We start from the raw sequence: 15,396 nt of genomic DNA on the forward strand, positions 1-15,396 counted from the left end.
CCCCTGGTTGATCAGCCCTTGACCGCGCCACCGGTGATGCCGGTGGTGACGCGGCCCTGGAGGACGAGGAAGACCAGCAGCACCGGGAGCATGAACAGCGTCGAGGCGGCCATGGTCGCGCCCCAGTCGGTGCCGAAGGTGTTGCTGAACGAGGACAGCCAGACCGGCAGCGTGCGGTCGTCCTGGTCCTTGATGATCAGCACGTTGGCGAAGGCGAACTCGTTCCACGCGGTGATGAACCCGAACAGCGAGGTCGCCAGCAGGCCCGGCGCGAGCAGCGGGAACACCACCCGCCGGAACGCCTGCGCCCGCGAGCACCCGTCCACCAGGGCGGCCTCCTCCAGGTCCACCGGGATGGCGGCGAGGAACCCGCGCAGCGTCACGATCGTGAACGGCAGCGTGATCATGAAGTAGACGAGCGTGAGGACCCAGAGCGTGTCGAGCACCCCGGTGTCGCGGGCGATGACGTAGACCGGGATGAGCAGCGCCTCCCACGGCGTCATCTGCGCGACGAACACCATGAGGACGAACCCGCGCCGCCCCCGCCAGCGCAGCCGCGCCACCGCGAACGCCGCGAGCAGCGCCACGACGAGCGCCAGCGCCACCGCGCCGCCCGCCACGACGAGGCTGTTGCGCCAGAACGACCAGAAGCCGCGCGCCGCCACCGCCGTGCCGAAGTGCTCGAACGTCAGCGACAGCGGCAGGAACGTCGGCGTCGCCGCCTGGATGTCCTTCGCGGGCTTGAACGCGGTCAGCACCATCCAGTACACCGGGAACACCGACACGGTGAACACGACCAGCGCGGCCACCGCCCGCAGCACCCGCCCCGTCACGATGACCCCTCCTGCCGGTAGAGCTGCCGGAAGTAGGCCAGCAGGACGAGCACCAGCAGCACGACCATGAGCATCGACACCGCCGCGCCGAGGTCGTAGCGCTGCAACGACTGCGCCACCTGGAACGCGTACACCGGCAGCGTCGTCGTGGCCCGACCCGGGCCGCCCTGGCTGATGACCCAGATCTGCACGAACGCCTTCGCCACCCAGATCACCTCCAGGCACATGATCAGGCCGAACATGGCCCGCAGCACCGGGAAGGTGATCCTGGTGAACACCCGCCACGCGCCCGCGCCGTCGATCCGGGCGGCCTCGTACAGCTCGACCGGCACGGTCACCATCGCCGCGTACAGCGACAGCGCGGCGAACGGCACCGACTGCCACACGACCAGCACCACCAGGATCGCGAACGTCGCGGGCCCGTCGGCGAACCACGCGTAGTCGCGGTAGGACTCGAAGCCCAGCTCCACCAGCGCCCAGTTCACGACGCCCAGCCGGGACTGGAACAGCCACTGGAACACCGTGGTCGCCGCGATCACCGGGGTCGCCCACACCAGCACCAGCCCGGACATCACCAGCAGCCGCAGCCACCGGCCGAGCCGCACCAGCAGCAGCGCCACCAGCGTGGACAGCAGCATGATCAGCACGACGTTGACCGCGGTGAACAGCAGCGTGCGCCGCACGACGCCCCAGAACTCGGGGTCGGTGAGCACCTTCGCGTAGTTCGCCAGGCCCACGAACCGGGCCTCGCCGCGCACCAGCTGCGGCAGGCCGAACTCCTGCACGGACATCACCACGTTGCGCGCCAACGGGTAGAGCAGCAGGTAGGCGGTGGCCGCCAGGGTCGGCGAGATCAGCAGGTAGGGCCACCAGGACCGGCGGCGGCGCGGGGGAGGGGCGGCGCGCGGCGGGTCGTCCACCGGCCGCGCCGACGTCGTCGTCACGTCCCCGAGTTGAGCGCCTGGGTGATCACCCGGTCGGCCTCGGCCGCGGCGCCGGCCGGGTCGGCGCCGGTCAGCACCTCCGTCAGGAACTCCTTGACCGGGTTGCGCGCCTCGACGGCGGCCCAGTTCGGCGAGTTCGGCGTGGCGTGCCCGTTGACCGCGCCCGCCGCCATCGCCGCCGCGCCCGGGTCGTCGCCGACGGCGCCGGCCAGGCTCGTCCGGTTCGGCACGTAGTTCATCGCCCTGGCCAGCTCGACCTGCCACTTCTCCCCGGCCAGCGCCTTGACCACCTCGTAGGCGCCCTCCTGGCGCGGCGAGGCCAGCGGGATGATCAGGTCGGAGCCGCCGGTGAACACCGCGCCGGGCTCGTCGGCGGTCTTGCCGGGGATCGGGAAGAACCCGAGCTTGCCCGCCAGCGCCGGGTTGGCCTTCTCGACGAGCTTCGCCGCGCCGGGCACCGCGATGAACTGCGCGACCTGCCCGGCGGCCACCACGTCGGTCTGCTGCGGCTTGGCCTCGTCGGAGTCCTTGGGACCGTCGCCCAGCGCCTGGAGCCGCTGGTAGAACTCCGCGCCCGCCAGCGCCTCCGGCGTGTTCAGCGAACCGGCCCACCGGTCGCCCGACTTCTCGGCCAGGTCGCCGCCCTCGTCCCAGACGAACCCGGACAGCACGTACCAGTTCTGGCCGGGCAGGTAGATGCCCTGCACGTCGCCCTCGTCGAGGCGGTCGGTCGCGGCCAGCCACTCGTCGCGGGTCTTCGGCGGCGTCACGCCCGCGGCCTCGAAGAGGTCCTTGCGGTAGACGACGACGCGGTTGGCCGCGTACCAGGGGATGCCGAACTGCCTGCCGTCCACCGCGCCCGGCTCGGCCAGGCCGGGCACCCAGTCGTCGCCGCCCAGCTCGGCCTTCTTCGCGGACAGGTCGGTCACGCCGTCGCTGGCCGCGTACTGGGCGACCTGGGTGTTGCCGACCTCGATCACGTCGGGTGGGTCGGTGCTGGCCAGCGCGCTGGTCACCTTCTGCGCGATGCCGTTCCACTCCTGGACCTGCACCCGCAGGTCCAGCCCGGGGTGGTCGCGCTCGAACTCGGTCTCGAAGCGGCTCGCGAAGTCCTCGGTGGTCGAGTCCTTCATCAGCCAGACGGTGATCGCCTCCTCGCCGCCGTCCCCGGCGTCGGTTCCGCAGGCGGTCAGGGCCAGTCCCAGTGCGAGGACCACGGCGACGGGGCGGTGCGACACGTCTCACCTCTCAGCTGACCAATTGGTAACCTTCGGTGGAGCGTGTCGAAGATGGCATAGACCAATCTCGCCGTCAACACCCACGTCAACACCGTGAGAGCGCTTCCATGTTTGACGAAGTGGTCACTGACCACTGGTCTGACATACTGGGCCCGACGCGGCGGACGAAGCGAGGCGGCATGGCCGAACCGATCCTCAAGCGCGAACGGGTGCGCGACTACCTGCTGGAGCTGATCGAGACGCACCCGCCCGGCGCGCCCATCCCCGCCGAGCGCGTGCTGTGCGCGCAGCTCTCCGTCTCCCGGCCCACCCTGCGCTCCGCGGTCGACGAACTGGTCAACACCGGCCTGCTCGTCCGCCAGCACGGCCGCGGCACGTTCGTCGCACCCGCCAAGATCACCCAGGAACTGGTGTCCGGGGACCGCGCCATGACGCTGCCGCAGGCGGGCGGCGCGTGGACCAGCCGCGTCCTGGAGCACGCCCGCGTCCCGGCCGGCGCGCGCGTGGGCCGCAAGCTGCGCGTGTCACCGGCCGCCGAGGTCAACTACACCGCCCGGCTGCGCCTGGTCGACGGGCAGCCCATGGCGATCGAGTACCTGCACGTGCCGGTCGCCGTCGCGCCCGGCCTCACCCAGGAGGACATGGAGTCCGGCAACTTCTACGACCGGCTGGCCGACCACGGCGTCCACGTCGGCGACGCCGTGCAGTCGATCGAGCCGACCGTCACCAACGACTCGGAGGCCGAGCTGCTCGGCGTGCCCGTCTTCGCGCCGGCCCTGCTGTTCGAGCGCCTCACCAACGACACCACCGGCCGCCCCGTGGAGTACGTGCACTCGCTGTACCGGGGCGACCGCTACCGCATCGTCTCCCGCCTGTCGCTGGGCCGCACCGCGCCCGGCGCGCGGGCCGACCACTACCCGGGCATCCCGCCCGGCTCCGCCAGGACCGTCCGCTCGGCCACCACGGGCGACGTCCAGTAGGTCGGCGCGGCGCGTGACCCCGGACCTCGCCGGCGACGCCTCGAAGGGGGTGATCCGGGTCCGTCCGGGTCGTGGTGCGGCCGACGCCTTGAACCCGCGGTGAGCCCGCTGCCACGGTGGGTGCATGACTTACGCACTCGACCTCACCGGCCGCGACGTCCAGGGGGAGGCGGCCCGGTTGCGCGAACTCGGCCCGGCGACCCGCGTGGAGTTACCCGGCGGCCTCATCGCGTGGTCCGTCACCGGCATCGACGTGCTGCGCCGCCTGCTCAACGACCCCCGGGTCTCCAAGGACGCCCGGCGGCATTGGGCGGCCTGGGCGGCGGGCGAGGTGCCCGAGGACTGGCCGCTGCACCTCTGGGTGTCGGTGCGCAACATGTTCAACGCCTCCGGCGACGACCACCGCAGGCTGCGCTCGCTGGTGTCCAAGGCGTTCACCCCGCGGCGGGTCGACGCGCTGCGGCCCGAGGTGGAGCGGATCGCGACCCGGCTGCTGGACGCGCTCGACGCCGGCGGGGACACCGCCGACCTGCGCGCCGCCTACGCCAACCCGCTGCCGATCGAGGTGATCTGCCTGCTGCTGGGCATCCCCGAGGAGACGCGGCCGGAGCTGCGCGCCCTCGTGGACGCCGTCTTCGACACCACGCTGACGCCGGAGCGGGCGGTGGCCAACCGGGAGCGGCTCTACCGCACGCTGGGCGAGCTGGTCGCGAGCAAGCGCGCCGACCCCGGCGACGACCTGACCAGCGGGTTGATCTCGGCGCACGACGAGGACGAGGGGAGCCTGAGCGCGACCGAGCTGGTCGACACCCTGATCCTGCTGATCTCCGCCGGCTACGAGACGACGGTGAACCTGCTCGACCACGCCGTGGCCGCGCTGCTCGCGCACCCCGACCAGCTCGCGCTGGTGCTGTCCGGCGACCGCGGCTGGGGCGACGTCGTGGACGAGACGCTGCGCTGGCAGGCCCCGGTGGCGAGCCTGCCGCTGCGCTACGCGGTGGAGGACGTGACCGTCGGCGACGTGACGATCCGGCGCGGGGAGGCGATCCTGGCCGCCTACGCCGGCGCGGGCCGCGACCCGGGGTACCACGGGCCGACCGCCGACGAGTACGACCTGACCCGCGCGGACAAGGCGCACCTGGCGTTCGGGCACGGGGCGCACTACTGCCTCGGCGCGCCGCTGGCCCGGTTGGAGGCGGAGGTGGCGCTGCCCGCGCTGTTCGCGCGGTTTCCGGACCTCGCGCTCACCACGCCGGCGGCGGAGCTGCGCCCGGTGCGCTCGTTCATCTCCAACGGCCACCTGGAGCTGCCCGTCCGCCTGCGCTGACCCGTCCGCCGCGCCGGCCCGGTTGCCTGCGCTGAGCCGTCCGCCGACTTGCCGGGAGTGGCCCGGGTCACTACCGTCCCGATAAAGTGAATCCGTTTCGCATACGTCGGGGAGTGGGAATGCGGAGCTCTCGCCGGTCGCTGGTGTCCTGCGCGCTGGTCGGCGCCCTGGTCGTGGTCGGGCTGCCCGCCGCCGGCGCGCAGCCCGCCCCGGCCGCGCCCTACCTGGTCGGGCGCGGCATCTCGGACGTCACCGGGCCCGCCGCCGAGAACGGCATGATGGGCTACTCGTCGTTCGAGCAGAAGACCACCGGCATCCACCAGCGGCAGCGGTCCCGCGCGTTCGTCGTGGTGGACCAGGCCACCGGCAAGCGCGTCGCCTACGTCAACGCCGACCTGGCGATGGTCTTCCGCTCGGTGCAGGAAGCCGTGCTCTCCCGGCTCCAGGCCCGCTACGGCGGCACGTACACGCGGGAGAACCTGCTGCTGTCCGCCACCCACACGCACGCGGGGCCCGGCGGCTACTCGCACAACCTCGCCTACAACCTGTCCGTCCTCGGCCTCCAGCCGCAGACGCTGAACGCCATCGCCGACGGCATCACCGAGTCCGTCGTCGAGGCGCACGAGGACCTCAGGCCCGGCGACATCACGCTGGGGCGGGGGCAGCTGACCGACGCCAGCGTGAACCGCTCGCGCACCGCGTTCGAGCGCAACCCGGCCGTCGACAAGGCGCACTTCCCGAACGCCATCGACCCGTCGATGACCGTGCTCAGGTTCCGCCAGGGCAGCACCGACGTCGGCGCGATCAGCTGGTTCGCCACCCACAACACGTCGATGACGAACGAGAACACCCTGATCAGCCCGGACAACAAGGGCTACGCCTCCTACCAGTGGGAGCACGACGACGCGGGCGTGCGCTACCTCGACGACCGGCCCGGGTTCGTCGCCGCGTTCCCCAACACCAACGCCGGCGACATGTCGCCCAACCTGAACCTGCGGCCCGGCTCCGGCCCCACCGAGGACGAGGTCGAGAACACCCGGATCATCGGCGAGCGGCAGAACCGCGAGGCCCAGCGCGTGTTCGCCGGGCCCGGCACCGCCGTCACCGGGTCGGTGGACTCGCGGATGCGGTTCGTGGACATGTCGTCGGTCGCCGTGGACGGCCGGTTCACCACCGACGGCCGCCCCGGCACGACCTGCTCCGGCGTGGTCGGCGCCTCCACCCTGGCGGGCAGCGTGGAGGACGGCCCGGCGATCCCGCTGTTCCACGAGGGCATGACCAGCCCGTGGAAGGCGCTGTTCGAGCCGTTGCAGGTCGAGGTGCCGCAGTGGCTGAAGGACTGCCAGTACCCCAAGGCGTCGCTGGTGCCGACCGGTCTGATCGGCGCGACCCCGGACGTGGTGCCGCTCCAGGTCGTCAAGATCGGTCCGCTGCACCTGGTCGCGGTGCCCGGCGAGGTCACGGTCGTGGCCGGCCTGCGCATCCGGCAGGCGGTGGCGGCGGAGGCGGGCGTGCCGCTGGGGGACGTGCTCGTGCAGGGCTACGCCAACGACTACGCCCAGTACGTGACCACCCCGGAGGAGTACGACCTCCAGCAGTACGAGGGCGGCTCGACCCTGTTCGGCCGCAACACCCTGCCCGCCTACGAGCAGGAGTTCGGCAAGCTCGCCGCGGCGCTGCGCACCGGCGCGCCCGTGCCTGCCGGCCCGACGCCCGGCACGCCGCCGTTCACCGGCGTCAACCTCCAGACCGGCGTGGTGTTCGACGACAAGCCGATCGGCACGTCGTTCGGCCAGGTGCGCACCGAACCCGCCGCCTCCTACACCCGGGGCCAGACGGCCACGGCGGTCTTCGTCACCGGCCACCCGAAGAACGACCTGCACCGCAACGGCACGTTCCTGGAGGTCCAGCGCCTCGTGGACGGCCGCTGGACCCGGCACGCCGACGACGGCGACTGGTCCACCCGCTACCGGTGGCAGCGCGAGGGCGTCGCGAACTCGACCGCGACGGTCACCTGGGCCATCCCGGCGGACACCCCGGCCGGCACGTACCGCATCCTCCACCACGGTGACTGGAAGAGCGGCTGGACCGGCGCGGTCACCGGGTTCACCGGCACGACCAGGACCTTCACCGTCGGCTGACCCCGCGGTCGCCCCGGCGGGGCGACCGCGGGGTCGCCGGTCGTCCCGCTCAGCCCTCGCGGTCCAGCGGGCCCCACGGGGTCGCGGCGGTGGCCACGACCAGGTGCTCGCACTCGGCCAGCACCCGGTCCGAGATCCACCCGATCGGGCGGTGGCACTCGACCAGCGGTTCGTTGTCCGGGCCCCGGCCGACCTCGGTGCCCTCCAGCACCCACGGCCGGGTGCCCGCACCGCGGCGCTCCCGCAGGTGCCGGTAGTCGTGCAGCCGCCGCGCCACCCACAGGCGCAGCGGTCTGCCGCCCCACCACGGCTCCACGGCCAGGGCGTTCGCGGACAGGCCGGGCAGCGCGAGCCCGGTCAGGCCGTCCCGGCTGCACCGCCCGCCGTCCGCGTCCGGTCCCCGGGACCAGCGCACGAACAGCTCGTCGGCGCCGCGCTGCTCGACCAGGGCCACCACGTCGTCGAGATCGGCGAAGGTCAGCATGGCCCCGGGGTAGCCGGCGCGCGGCGGTTCGAACGTCCGATTCCGGGTAAGCGATGGCCATGACCGAATCGACCACCACGGACCGCGAGTCGCTGTGGGCCTCCGCGATCCCCGAGAGCCGGTACCCGGCCCTGACCACCGAGGAGACGGCCGACGTGGCCGTGGTCGGCGCGGGCATCACCGGCGTCACCACCGCGCTCCTGCTCAAGCGCGCCGGCCTGCGGGTGGCGCTGATCGAGGCCGACCGCGTGGGCAGCGGCGTCAGCGGCAACAACACCGCCAAGGTGACCGCGCTCCAGTCCACGCTCTACTCCACGATCGTGAAGCGGCACGGCAAGGCCGCCGCGGCCGACTACGCCGCCGTCAACCGCGCCGGTGTCGAGATGCTCGCGACGATCGTCGAGCGGGAGGGCGTCGACTGCGACCTGCGCCGCCTGCCCGCCTACACCTTCGCGTTCACCAACGACGAGGTGCCCTCGGTCGAGGACGAGTACGGCGCGGCGAGCGAGGCCGGCCTGCCCGTGGTGCGCGATCGGGGCGAGAAGATGGGCGTGCCGTTCCCCGTGGCGGCGGCCGTGCGGCTGGACGACCAGCTGGCCATCCACCCGGCCAAGTACGTGCGGGCGCTCGCCGAGCTGGTCGACGGCGGCGGGTCGAGCGTCTACGAGAACAGCCGCGTGCTGCGCGTGGAGGACGGCGAGGTGGTCCGCGTGCGCACCGGCGCGGGCGTCGTGGTCGCCAACCGCGTGGTCATCGCGACGCACTACCCGATCCTCGACCGCGGCCTGTACTTCGCGCGGCTGGAGGCCATCCGGTCCTACTGCATCGCCGTGCGCCTCAACGCCGGGTCGCCGCCCCCTGGGCTGTCCATCAGCACCGGCAGCCCGTCGTGGTCGCTGTCGAACTACGGTGACCTGCTCATCGTGTCCGGCCAGGAGCACCAGGCCGGCCAGGACCCGGGCAAGCCCTACGACGAGCTGCTGAAGTTCGCCGCCGAGCACTGGGACGTCGCCGAGGTCACCCACCGGTGGTCCGCGCAGGACGCCGTGCCCTACGACCACCTGCCGATGGTCGGCCCGTACACCCCCGGCTCGGACCGCCTGTTCGGCGCGACCGGGTTCATGAAGTGGGGCCTGTCCAACGGCACCGCCGCCGGGATGCTGCTCGCCGACCTCGTGCGCGGCGAGGAGAACCCGTGGGCCGAGCGGCTCAGCCCGCACCGGGTGTCGCTGAAGTCCGCGCCCACCCTGGCCAAGATGAACGCCAAGGTCGCCGCGGAGCTGGTCGGCGACCGGCTCAAGCCCGCCGAGGTCTCCTCGGCCGCCGACGTCCCCGCCGGCGAGGCGCGGGTGGTGCGCGACGGCGCGGGCAAGGCCGGCGTGTACCGCGACCACGACGGGCGCGCGCACGGCGTGTCCCTGCGCTGCACCCACCTGGGCTGCCTGGTCCGGTTCAACCAGGCCGAGGTGAGCTGGGACTGCCCGTGCCACGGCTCGCGGTTCGACGTGGACGGCGAGGTCCTGGAGGGGCCGGCGACCGAGCCGCTGGAGCGGCGGGACCCCGCTTGAGCACGATCGGCGCGGAGGAGGAGTTCCTCCTGGTCGACCCCACGACGCTGCGCCCGGTGGCCCGGGCCGCCGAGGTGCTGGCCAGGGTGGAGGACCTGCCCCCGGGCGCGAAGGCGCACCCGGAGCTGATGGGCACGCAGGTCGAGTTCGCCACCGGCGTGTGCGCCGACCCGGTCGAGCTGCGCGCGCAGCTCGTCGCGGGCCGGCGCGCGCTGGCGGACGCCGCCAAGGCGTCCGGGCTGCGGCTGCTCGCCTCGGGGACGCCGCCCCTGGCCGACCCGGCGCCGGGGTTCGCCCCCGGCGGCCGGTACGGGCGGGTGGAGGAGCTGTTCCGCGCCCAGGTGACCGACTACCAGAGCAACGGCTGCCACGTGCACGTCGGCGTGCCCGACCGGGACACCGCCGTGCACGTGGTCAACCACCTGCGGCGGTGGCTGCCGACGCTGCTGGCGCTGGGCGCGAACTCCCCGTTCTGGGCGGGGCGCGACACCGGCTACGCGAGCTGGCGGATCGTGGAGCAGTCGAAGTTCCCCGGCTCGGGGGTCACGCCGCGCTTCGCGGACGCCGCCGCGCACGACACCGCCGTGGCCCGCCTGGTCGACCTCGGCGTGCTGGTCGACGCGAGCCAGACGTTCTGGTTCGCCCGGCCGTCGCCGCGGTACCCCACCGTCGAGGTGCGGGTCGCGGACGGGGCCGCCACCGCGGCCGAGGCCGTGCTCCAGGCGGCGCTGACCAGGGCGCTCGTGCGCGCGACGCCCGACGACGCCGCGCCGGAGCTGGACGGGCAGGTGCTGGCGGCGGCGGTGTGGTCGGCCGCGCGGTACGGGCTCGACGGCGACGGCGTCGACCCGCTGACCGCGCGGCGCGTGCCCGCCACCGCGCTGCTGGCGGCGCTGCTCGACCACGTGTCCGACGCGCTGGGCGACGACCGCGCGCTGGTGCGGTCGCTGGTGGACCGCGTGCTCGCCGACGGCAACGGGGCGCGGCGGCAGCGGCGGGCCGGTTCCCCGGAAGCGGCCGCGATCACGTGCATCGAGGCCGGAACCGGGTAATCCACGCGCATGACCACTGTGGACCGGGCCGTCGAGTCGGCCGTGCTCCCCGCGCCGCGCGGGCCGTTGTCGGAAGCCGTCCTCGGCGCCCTGCGCGGCACGCCGCCGGCCGTCGCGCTGCCGTCGTCGGTGGCGGCCGACCCGTACGGCGAGGACCTGCAACTGGCCCTGCACCTGTGCTACGAGCTGCACTACCAGGGCTTCGAGGGCGTCACCGACGACTGGGAGTGGGACCCGGAGCTGATCAGGTTCCGGGGCCTGCTGGAGACGGCGTTCCTCGACGCGCTGCGCGCCGACGTGCCCGGCGGCGCCGACATCACCGGCGTGCTGGACGAACTGCTGGTCGAACCGGTCGAGGGCACCGGCGTCAGCCACTTCCTCAAGGACGAGGGGGAGTGGTGGCAGGTGCGGGAGTTCTTCGCCCTGCGCTCGATCTACCACCTGAAGGAGGCCGACCCGCACGCCTGGGTGATCCCCCGGCTGCGGGGCCGGGCCAAGGCGGCGCTGGTGGCGGTGGAGTTCGACGAGTTCGGCGGCGGGCGCGGCGACCGGATGCACTCGCGCCTGTTCGGGAACCTGCTCCTCGGCGCCGGCCTGTCCGACCGCTACCTGGGGTACCTGGAGCAGGCGCCCGCGGTCGTGCTGGCCACGGTGAACCTCATGTCGCTGTGCGGGCTGCACCGGTCGCTGCGCGGTGCGCTGGTCGGCCACTTCGCCGCCGCCGAGATCACCACCGCGCCCAGCGCCGCCCGGATGGCCAAGGCGTTGACGCGGCTGGGCGCGCACCCCGACTGCGTGGAGTTCTACACCGAGCACGTCGAGGCCGACGCGGTCCACGAACAGGTGATGCGCCGGGACGTGATCGGGGACCTGCTCGACCACGAGCCGGAACTGACCGAGTCGGTCGTGTTCGGCGTGCAGGCGACCGAGCTGCTGGAAGCGCGCCTGGGCGAGCACCTGCTGGGCGCGTGGCGGAAGGGGCAGTCGGCGTTGCGACTGCCCCTTCCCGAGCACGACCAGGACGCCTAACGGCGTTTGCGGTGGCTCGTGTCGCAGAGCGGGTAGCGCTTGCTGCGGCGGCACGAGCACACCGCGACGAGGAACCGGTCTGACTCGACCACCGTCCCGTCGTCCAGCTCCACCTCGACCGGCCCCTCCACCAGGAGGGGCCCACCGGGCACGACGGTCACCTTGCGCGCGTCACGCGGCGTCGGCACGGACCACCACCAGCTCCTCCTCGGTCTGACCGGGCGCGATCAGCCCCTGCTCCTCCAGCCACCGGGCGCGCGAGCGCATCACCGGTCCGAACGGGATCGTGCGGCGCGCGACGACCGACGCCTTGAGCCCGCCGCCGCGCAGCTGGTGCAGCGTGGTGTCGGAGTCGCAGAGCGTCGAGTGCACGATCAGCCCGACCCCCTTGTCCGCCAGCAGCAGCGGCATCACCGCGCACAGCCGGTCGAGCACCGCGCGGCCCCTCAGCCCCGCGTCCCAGGCGCGCGCCGGCCCCGTGTCGGGCACGCCGACGCTGGGCACGTACGGCGGGTTGGCCGTGATCAGGTCGTAGCGGTCCTCCCCGACGAGATCGCCGAAGTCGCCGTGCCGCGCCTTGACCCGCACCCCCCGCAGCGCGCCGTTGACCTGGGCCGCCAGCACCGCCCGGCGGCACCGGTCCACCGCCGTCACCTCTTTCGCACCGGCCCGCGCCGCGGCGACCGCGAGCGCGCCGGTACCCGTGCACACGTCCAGCGCCCGTCCACCGCGCGGTACGCCCGCGTCGGCCAGGGCCTCCACCATCAGCCACGTGTCGTCCTGCGGCCGGTAGACCCCCGGCGGCCTCCACATCCACATAGGAGTGTGGTTCCCACCATTTTCCCCGACAAACGGGGCCGGCGCACGAGGGTTCACCGACCCCAGACCGGGAACCCTTCTTCCCCGGGAGAGGAGGTGCCCCATGGGCGTCGTCGAGTCCGCCCGCGCCATGGCCAGGGAACAGGTCCTCCTGGCCGTGCTCGGCATCCCGCGCCTGCTGTCGCACCCCGCGTGGCGCGACGCCGACCCCGACCAGGGCCGCGGCACCGGCGTGCTGCTCGTGCCCGGGTTCGGCTTCGGCGACCTGAGCCTGCGGCTGACCGCGACCTGGCTCCGCGCCCGCGGCTACGTGCCGACCGGCGCCCGCATCGGCCTCAACGTCGGGTGCACCACCGAGCTGGTGGACCGCCTCGAACAGCGGCTGGAGGCCCACCACGAGGCCACCGGCGGTCCGGTGGTCCTGTTCGGGCAGAGCCGCGGCGGCGGGCTGGGCCGCCTGCTGGCCGTGCGCCGGCCGGAACTCGTGCGCGGCCTGGTGATGCTCGCCAGCCCCGTCCTGGACACCCTCGGCGCGCACCCCAGCGTGCTCCGGGTGGCCCGCACCCTGGCCCGCCTCTCCGCCGCCGGCCTGCCCGGCCTGCTGGACGAGGACTGCTTCGCCGGACCGTGCTACGACACCAACTCCACCGCCCTGGGCCGCCCGCTGGACGTGCCCGCGCTGGCGTTCTGCTCGCGCAACGACGTCATCGCGCCGCCCGCGCTGTGCGCCGACCCGTGCGCCGAGTGCGTCGAGGTGGGCAGCACGCACACCGGCATGGCCCTGGACCCGCACCTCTACGAGCTGCTCGCGCCGCGCCTGGCGGAGTGGGCGAGGACCCGGGAACCGGTGTCCCTGGCGGGCTGAGCACGTGGGAGGATCGCCGACGTGGTCGAACCACCCGCCCGGCTCGTCGCGTTCGGCAACCAGCTCGTCCAGGTGCACGTCGCGCTGCGCGAGCGCCTCGGCGACCTGGGCGAGCACCTCACCGCGTCCGACCTGCGCGACCTGCGCGCGCACTGCCTGTCGTTCTGCGCCGCCGTGACCCGCCACCACACCGCCGAGGACGAGGGCGCGTTCCCCGTGCTCGCGCGGGAGCACCCGGAGCTGCGGTCGGTCCTCGACGAACTCGCCCGCGACCACCGGATCGTGGCCGACGCGCTCGCCGCCCTCACCCGCCTGGTCGAGGAGGCGGGTGACGACGAGCGTGCTCGCGCGGCGCTGCGCGCGGAGGTCGCCGGCGTGGCCGCGCTGCTGGAGACGCACTTCACCTACGAGGAGCGCAAGGTCGCCGCCGCGCTGTCGGGCCTGACCGGGAAGCTCGGCGCGGCGGACGCCGAGCTGGTCGGCCGGGCGACCGAGGTGCCCCGGTAGCCGGTCGCGCCGGTGGTGGTGTTCTCGCCGTGGAAGCAGAGCCACAGGGGTCGGTCGCCGGAACTGCCGCTCGGGTGGGCCGGGGTGGCCCTGGCGTTCGGTGACGAACTCGTACCACTGGTCCCTATTTCTTCAGTGTTGACCAAAAGATGTCAACGGTGTGGTTGTCGCCGGCGGTGCGGTTGCCGGGTGCGGTGGGTGCGTTGCATCCGGTCGTCTCGGCGGTGAGCGCGTCGAAGTCGGTGTTGTTCCTGGCGTGAGAGGTATGTCAACAGTTCGGTGGTTGGTCAACAATGCGTGGTGATCAATTCACTCTGAGGTGTTGATTTTTATGCGATCCTCCCCGAGTGCGGCCACCCTGCGACGCCGCACTCGGGGAGGAGACACCCAATCGTGCGACACACATCCCTGCTGCATCCCCTTGCCTTCGTCGTAGCGGTCGCGGCGGTCGCCACGGCCCTGTTGGTCCCGAGCACCGCGGTCGGTGCCGCGCCGATCACCGTCGCCCAGGCGGTCGCGCAGCAGAACGGCGCGTCGGCGACCGTGCGCGGGTACGTCGTGGGGCAGCCCACCGCGACCACCACGGTGGTGCGGTCGGGCTTCCCGTCCGACTACGCGCTGGCGCTGGCGGACTCGCCGTCCCAGACGTCCACCGGCCAGATGTTGTACGTGCAGGTCACGTCGTCGTTCCGGGCCCAGTGGGGGTTGCGGAGCAACCCGTCGCTGATGGGGCGGCAGGTCGACGTGACCGGTTCGCTGGGGGCGTACTTCGCGCACCCCGGGCTGACGTCGCCGACCGCGTTCGCGTTCGCGGGGACCTCGCCGACGACGACCACGACCACGACCACGACCACGACGACCACGACGACCGCGACGCGGCCGACGACCACGACGTCGGCGCCCGGTGGCGGGTACGACGACACGTACTACCGCAACGCGATCGGCAAGTCGGGGTCGGCGTTGAAGACCGCGCTCAACGGGATCGTCAGGACGCAGACCAAGCTGTCCTACGACCAGGTGTGGGAGGCGTTGAAGGTCACCGACCAGGACCCGGCCAACAGCGCGAACGTGGTCCTGCTGTACTCGGGGCGGTCGCAGTCGAAGACGACCAACGGCGGTGACGCGGACGACTGGAACCGCGAGCACGTCTGGGCGAAGTCGCACGGCGACTTCGGCACGGCGACCGGTCCGGGCACCGACGTGCACCACCTGCGTCCGGAGGACGTGTCGGTCAACGCGAACCGGGGGAACAAGGACTTCGACACGGGTGGTTCGGCGGCGGGCGAGGCGCCGGGCAACTACACGGACGGTGACTCGTGGGAGCCGCGCGACGCGGTGAAGGGCGACGTGGCGCGGATGCTGTTCTACATGGCGGTGCGTTACGAGGGCGGTGACGGCTGGCCGGACCTGGAGCTGAACGACAGCGTGAGCAACGGGACCGCGCCGTACCACGGTCGGTTGTCGGTGCTGCTGCGGTGGAACGCGCAGGACCCGCCGGACGCGTTCGAGAAGCGGCGCAACCAGGTGATCTACGACAGCTTCCAGCACAACCGCAACCCGTTCGTCGACCACCCGGAGTGGGCGTCGTCGATCTGGGGCTGAGTGCCCG

The 15,396-nt window shown here is 73.0% G+C and carries 14 protein-coding genes and 2 pseudogenes; 10 read left to right on the plus strand and 6 right to left on the minus strand.

The annotated features are described in order from the left end of the window. Positions 1 to 11: 11 nt before the first annotated feature. From ACRAKJ_RS20350 to ACRAKJ_RS20360, 3 genes are read right to left on the minus strand one after another with little or no spacing between them, the layout of a single operon-like run. Positions 12 to 833: an ABC transporter permease subunit gene (locus tag ACRAKJ_RS20350; RefSeq protein ID WP_438922017.1), complete on the minus strand. Its 822-nt coding sequence runs from the start codon at positions 831 to 833 to the stop codon at positions 12 to 14. Next, positions 830 to 1,777 carry an ABC transporter permease subunit gene (locus tag ACRAKJ_RS20355; protein WP_438922016.1) on the minus strand — a complete coding sequence of 316 codons (948 nt, stop codon included), beginning with the start codon at positions 1,775 to 1,777 and terminating at the stop codon, positions 830 to 832. Before ACRAKJ_RS20355 ends, ACRAKJ_RS20350 begins: the two co-directional genes overlap by 4 nt. Next, entirely contained in the window at positions 1,774 to 3,015 is a 1,242-nt protein-coding gene (locus tag ACRAKJ_RS20360) for an extracellular solute-binding protein (RefSeq protein ID WP_438922015.1), read from the minus strand. The genes ACRAKJ_RS20355 and ACRAKJ_RS20360 overlap by 4 nt, the downstream gene beginning before the upstream one ends. A 179-nt stretch (positions 3,016 to 3,194) precedes the next feature. Here ACRAKJ_RS20360 and ACRAKJ_RS20365 point away from each other — a divergent pair, with 179 nt between their 5' ends. The 3 genes from ACRAKJ_RS20365 (at position 3,195) to ACRAKJ_RS20375 (ending at position 7,463) form a co-directional block, all read left to right on the plus strand. Further along, a complete protein-coding gene (locus ACRAKJ_RS20365) occupies positions 3,195 to 3,995 on the plus strand; it encodes a UTRA domain-containing protein (protein ID WP_438922014.1) in 801 nt (266 codons plus the stop codon). 124 nt (positions 3,996 to 4,119) lie between these two features. Further along, positions 4,120 to 5,322, plus strand: coding sequence for a cytochrome P450 (locus ACRAKJ_RS20370; protein ID WP_438922013.1), 1,203 nt, complete (start codon positions 4,120 to 4,122; stop codon positions 5,320 to 5,322). Between the two features lie 119 nt (positions 5,323 to 5,441). Next, entirely contained in the window at positions 5,442 to 7,463 is a 2,022-nt protein-coding gene (locus ACRAKJ_RS20375) for a neutral/alkaline ceramidase (protein WP_447009080.1), read from the plus strand. 49 nt (positions 7,464 to 7,512) lie between these two features. Here ACRAKJ_RS20375 and ACRAKJ_RS20380 read toward each other — a convergent pair whose 3' ends face one another. Further along, on the minus strand, positions 7,513 to 7,947 hold the full coding sequence (locus ACRAKJ_RS20380) for a DUF6098 family protein (RefSeq protein WP_447009081.1): 435 nt from the start codon (positions 7,945 to 7,947) through the stop codon (positions 7,513 to 7,515). 59 nt (positions 7,948 to 8,006) lie between these two features. On the opposite strand from ACRAKJ_RS20380, the gene ACRAKJ_RS20385 reads away from it, so the two are divergent. Genes ACRAKJ_RS20385 through ACRAKJ_RS20395 form a run of 3 tightly spaced genes read left to right on the plus strand, consistent with a single transcriptional unit; the run spans position 8,007 to position 11,596 of the window. After that, positions 8,007 to 9,515, plus strand: a complete 1,509-nt coding sequence (locus ACRAKJ_RS20385; protein WP_447009082.1) for an FAD-dependent oxidoreductase — start codon at positions 8,007 to 8,009, stop codon at positions 9,513 to 9,515. After that, a complete protein-coding gene (locus ACRAKJ_RS20390; protein WP_447009083.1) occupies positions 9,512 to 10,567 on the plus strand; it encodes a carboxylate-amine ligase in 1,056 nt (351 codons plus the stop codon). Before ACRAKJ_RS20385 ends, ACRAKJ_RS20390 begins: the two co-directional genes overlap by 4 nt. Positions 10,568 to 10,576: 9 nt before the next feature. Further along, positions 10,577 to 11,596 carry an iron-containing redox enzyme family protein gene (locus ACRAKJ_RS20395; protein WP_438925835.1) on the plus strand — a complete coding sequence of 340 codons (1,020 nt, stop codon included), beginning with the start codon at positions 10,577 to 10,579 and terminating at the stop codon, positions 11,594 to 11,596. On the opposite strand, the gene ACRAKJ_RS20400 is transcribed toward ACRAKJ_RS20395, so the two are convergent. Both ACRAKJ_RS20400 and ACRAKJ_RS20405 read right to left on the minus strand, forming a co-directional pair. Next, a complete protein-coding gene (locus ACRAKJ_RS20400; protein WP_438925834.1) occupies positions 11,593 to 11,784 on the minus strand; it encodes a CDGSH iron-sulfur domain-containing protein in 192 nt (63 codons plus the stop codon). The genes ACRAKJ_RS20395 and ACRAKJ_RS20400 overlap by 4 nt on opposite strands. Further along, complete coding sequence (locus ACRAKJ_RS20405) at positions 11,768 to 12,415, minus strand: HemK2/MTQ2 family protein methyltransferase (RefSeq protein WP_438925833.1); 648 nt, start codon at positions 12,413 to 12,415, stop codon at positions 11,768 to 11,770. Before ACRAKJ_RS20405 ends, ACRAKJ_RS20400 begins: the two co-directional genes overlap by 17 nt. 103 nt (positions 12,416 to 12,518) lie before the next feature. Here ACRAKJ_RS20405 and ACRAKJ_RS20410 point away from each other — a divergent pair, with 103 nt between their 5' ends. From ACRAKJ_RS20410 to ACRAKJ_RS20425, 4 genes and pseudogenes are all read left to right on the plus strand, one after another. After that, positions 12,519 to 13,280, plus strand: coding sequence for an esterase/lipase family protein (locus ACRAKJ_RS20410; protein WP_438925832.1), 762 nt, complete (start codon positions 12,519 to 12,521; stop codon positions 13,278 to 13,280). 21 nt (positions 13,281 to 13,301) lie between these two features. After that, on the plus strand, positions 13,302 to 13,787 hold the full coding sequence (locus ACRAKJ_RS20415; RefSeq protein ID WP_438925831.1) for a hemerythrin domain-containing protein: 486 nt from the start codon (positions 13,302 to 13,304) through the stop codon (positions 13,785 to 13,787). 393 nt (positions 13,788 to 14,180) lie between these two features. Then, positions 14,181 to 14,585 (plus strand): annotated as a pseudogene (locus ACRAKJ_RS20420) (DUF6359 domain-containing protein); the annotation flags it as partial. A 120-nt stretch (positions 14,586 to 14,705) separates the two neighbouring features. Beyond that, a pseudogene (locus ACRAKJ_RS20425) lies at positions 14,706 to 15,389 on the plus strand (endonuclease I family protein); the annotation flags it as partial. Positions 15,390 to 15,396: the final 7 nt, after the last annotated feature.

The organism is Saccharothrix sp. DSM 118769 (assembly GCF_052936295.1).